Source organism: Nostoc sp., assembly GCF_035638895.1.
In the GTDB taxonomy this organism is placed as follows: domain Bacteria; phylum Cyanobacteriota; class Cyanobacteriia; order Cyanobacteriales; family Nostocaceae; genus Nostoc.
This window is the reverse complement of the sequence record NZ_DASQZC010000086.1, coordinates 1-2,953: the sequence shown is the minus strand read 5'-3', so window position 1 is coordinate 2,953 and position 2,953 is coordinate 1. Positions and strand designations below refer to the sequence as shown.

At 36.4% G+C, this 2,953-nt stretch carries 3 protein-coding genes; all 3 read left to right on the top strand.

Annotated elements, in window-relative coordinates:
• Positions 1-861: hormogonium polysaccharide biosynthesis glycosyltransferase HpsE (hpsE, locus tag VE944_RS03815; protein ID WP_324972517.1), on the top strand; the 861-nt coding region annotated here is incomplete at its 5' end.
• 52 nt (positions 862-913) lie between these two features.
• Entirely contained in the window at positions 914-1,894 is a 981-nt protein-coding gene (gene hpsE / locus VE944_RS03810) for a hormogonium polysaccharide biosynthesis glycosyltransferase HpsE (RefSeq protein WP_324972515.1), read from the top strand.
• A gap of 44 nt (positions 1,895-1,938) precedes the next feature.
• Positions 1,939-2,953, top strand: a 1,015-nt coding sequence (locus VE944_RS03805; protein WP_324972511.1) for a glycosyltransferase, incomplete at its 3' end; no start/stop codon positions are given.

Sequence of the window (2,953 nt, the reverse complement as noted above, 5' to 3'; positions counted from 1 at the left end):
GAAAATTTATCTTGGGAAATTATAGTTGTAGACAACAACAGCACTGATAACACAGCTAAAGTTGTTCAAAAAACTCAACAAAATTGGCAGTATCCTTATCCACTAAAGTACTTCTTTGAAACGAAACAGGGAGCAGCATACGCTAGACAAAGAGCAATTGAAGAAGCTAAAGGCAGATTTATAGGTTTTCTCGATGATGACAATTACCCAACATCCACCTGGGTAGCAGCAGCTTATAATTTTGGTGAGCAGCATCCTTTAGCCGGTGCTTATGGTAGCCAAGTTCATGGTGAGTTTGAAGTTGAACCACCGGAAAACTTTAAGAAAATAGCTTGTTTTTTAGCAATTACCGAGAGAGGTACAGAACCCCACGAATACAAAGCTCACATGAAAATGCTACCTCCAGGAGCAGGCTTAGTAGTTCGTAAACAGGCATGGGAAAGAACAGTTCCTAAAAATCTAGTTTTAAATCATAAAGGTAGAGAAGCTGGGTTAGCTAGTGAAGATTTAGAAGCAGTACTACATATCCAGTTAGGAAGTTGGGAAATTTGGTACAACCCAGAAATGTGTATTTACCATAAAATCCCAGCATGGCGATTGCAAAGAGAATATTTAATTCGTTTATTTCGCTGTGTGGGTTTAAGTCGGCATCACCTTCGTATGTTGAGAATACAACCTTGGCAAAGACCTCTGATGAGTTTAGTGTATTTAGTTAATGATTTACGCAAAATTCTACTTTACGCGCTCAAATATCGAGGTACGTTTCAAAGTGATTTAATTGCTGCTTGCGAGATTGAACTATTGAGGAGTAGCTTTATCAGTCCTTTTTACCTATTAAAAAAAAGATATCTCAATAACTAGTTATTAGCTATCAAAAATTATAATAAAAAATATATAAATTGTGCTAATCAGGATGGATAAATTACTCGAAAATATTTTAGACTTTACTCTAGCTATTCCTACATATAATGGGAGAGATCGATTACCTAAGGTCTTAGACCTACTTTTGAACCAAACAGGAGTAAAAGACCTCAATTGGGAAATTATTATTGTTGACAACAATAGTTCGGATAACACAGCCGAGTTAATTCAGCATTACCAAAAAAGCTGTAGTAATAACTTTCCTTTAAGGTACTTCCTAGAAACTAAACAGGGAGCAGCTTTTGCAAGGTTGCGGGCTGTGCGCGAAGCTGGAAGCCAGCTTATTGGATTTTTGGATGATGATGTCCTACCTGCCCTTGATTGGGTTGCACAAGCTGTAGCCTTTGGTAAAGAGTATCCTCACGCCGGAGCATATGGCGGTCAAATTCATGCTGAATACGCAGTAAAACCACCAGAAAATTTTGAAAGAATTCAAACTTTTTTAGCCATAACAGAACACGGGCCAAATCCACATTTGTTTGATGCGGATAATTTAAGACTTCCTCCTGGCGCAGCACTTGTTGTCCGTAAAAAAGCATGGGATGAGAGCGTCCCTAAAGTCTTGTTTTTGAAGGGCAGACTGGGGAAGTCGATGATAGGTGGTGAAGATTTAGAACCACTATTATATTTACACAAAGCAGGCTGGCAAATTTGGTATAACCCTACCATGCATACTTATCATCAAATACCACATTGGCGACTTGAGAAAGATTACCTCCTAACTCTGGCACGTGGCTGTGGTTGGAGTATTTTCCAGTTACGTTTGATAAATACTAAAAATTGGCAAAAACCAATAGTGTTTATGAGAACTATTTTAGGGAATTTACGCCGAGTATTACGGCACCTTATTCAGTATAGAGGGCAATTTAAAAGTAATCTAATTGCTCTTTTTGAAATTGAATTTTATTTGGCTAGTATGATGAGTCCTTTTTACTCGTTAAAGCTTTATTTTAGGGAGTTTTTTGTCAAATAGATAACTAAAAAAGACGAAAAAATAACAATTAATAAAAGAAAAATATGACTCTAATCTCTGTAATAATACCATGTTACAACAGCGAAAAAACTATAAAAAAAACAATTGAGTCAGTTTTAAATCAAAGTTTTTCAGATTTAGAATTAATTGTAATCAATGATGGTTCAGAAGACTCAACGCTAGAAATTATTTCAAATTTTCAAGACTCTCGAATAAAAATATTTTCCTTCGAAAATTCTGGTGGAAATATTAGTCGTAACCGTGGACTAAGATATGCTGCGGGAAAATTTGTTAGCTTTTTAGATGCAGATGATATTTGGATAGCCGATAAGTTGGCAAACCAGTTGCAGGCTCTGCAAGAAAACGAATGCGTAATGGTTGCTTATAGCTGGACTGATTATATCGATGAAAATGGTGAATTCTTACTTTCGGGTACGCATATTACTGTAAATGGTGATGTTTATGAAAAACTATTAGTAAATAATTTTCTGGAAAATGGCTCCAATCCTTTGATTCGTAGAGAAGCAATAATAGAATTAGGTGGATTTGATGAATCGCTAAATGCCGCTCAGGATTGGGATATGTGGCTGCGATTAGCTTGTAAGTTTGATTTTATATGTGTACCATCTGTACAGATTTTGTATCGCATAAGTGCTAATTCAGTTTCCTCTAATCTTGTCAGGCAGGAAAAATCCTGCTTACAAGTGCTTGAGAGAGCGTACAAGGAAAGACCTTCGTTTGCGAACCAGAGGCGAACGATACTTAAGAATAATTGGAATCTAAGCCTAGCAAATTTATACAAATATCTGACCTGCAAAGCCCTACAAAAGCCGTTAAATCGACAAAAAGGTTTAGCATCTGCTAGATTTTTGTGGAAGTATTTTCTTAACGACCCTTCAAGACTTAAAAATATAAATTTGACCTTAAAATTGTTACTGAAAATTATCATAATTCTTATCCTGCCTACCTTATTAGACAAGATTACTAACCAGCGCGAAGCAAGAAGGCAAAAAACTGCAACATTGCTCAACGGCTGGGTAGTTGAAAAACGACCAGAAG

Coding starts and splice junctions, on each gene's coding strand:
- hpsE (WP_324972515.1), top strand. CDS start 914: ATGGATAAATTACTCGAAAATATTTTAGACTTTACTCTAGCTATTCCT.